This is a genomic window from Psychromonas sp. SP041 (genome assembly GCF_000470315.2).
Taxonomy (GTDB): Bacteria; Pseudomonadota; Gammaproteobacteria; order Enterobacterales; family Psychromonadaceae; genus Psychromonas.
In genome coordinates this window covers 1-712 of sequence record NZ_CBRF02000107.1, presented here as the reverse complement: position 1 = coordinate 712, position 712 = coordinate 1, and the positions used below count along the sequence as shown (strand labels likewise).

Genomic DNA, 712 nt, shown 5'->3' with positions numbered 1-712 from the left:
GCTGTATCAGTAATGGCAGTCGTCACATCCGCTAACGTCGGTGCATCATTCACTGGGTTAACAGTAAATACAATCGCTTGTGTCACTGACTCACCACCTGGATCAGTCGCCGTGAAGCTAATATTTTCTACACCATTGAAGTCATCGGTTGCACTCGTAAACGTTGCAATACCATCCACAATCGTCACGCCAATGTTGCTGTTACCGCTCACCGTGTAAATTAGGTCTGCGTTTGAGGTTTCAACGTCTGAGAAGTATTCTTTTAAATCGATAGTGTATTCGGTGAAGTCTTCGTTTTGTGTTTGATCAGGAATATCAGTACTGTTAATCGGCGTATCGTTCGCTGCCGTGATATCTATTGTAAACGTTGCAGTATCGCTTAATGCATTATCAATACCAGTATCCCCGCCACTGTCCGTAACACGGACGGTGAAGGTTTCAGTGGTGTCGCTTGATAACGCATCAATCGCTGCTGCGTTTGGCGCAAAGCTGTAACTGCCATCGCTTGCTAAAGTTAATGTTCCGTACGTACCCACATGAGTATCTGTGCCATCTGTGAAGTCGTAAGTAAAAGCGCTATCATCAACGTCCGTTGCGGTTAATGTACCTGTAGTTGCATCGAAGCTATCGGCTGCCGCTGTATCAGTAATGGCAGTGGTCACATCCGCTAACGTCGGTGCATCATTCACTGGGTTAACAGTAAATACAATCG

At 45.8% G+C, this 712-nt stretch carries 1 protein-coding gene; it reads right to left on the bottom strand.

The genetic code is table 11. The features are described from left to right. Positions 1-712 (bottom strand): Ig-like domain-containing protein (locus SP041_RS20760; RefSeq protein ID WP_205961233.1); only part of this gene is annotated, 712 nt, incomplete at both ends.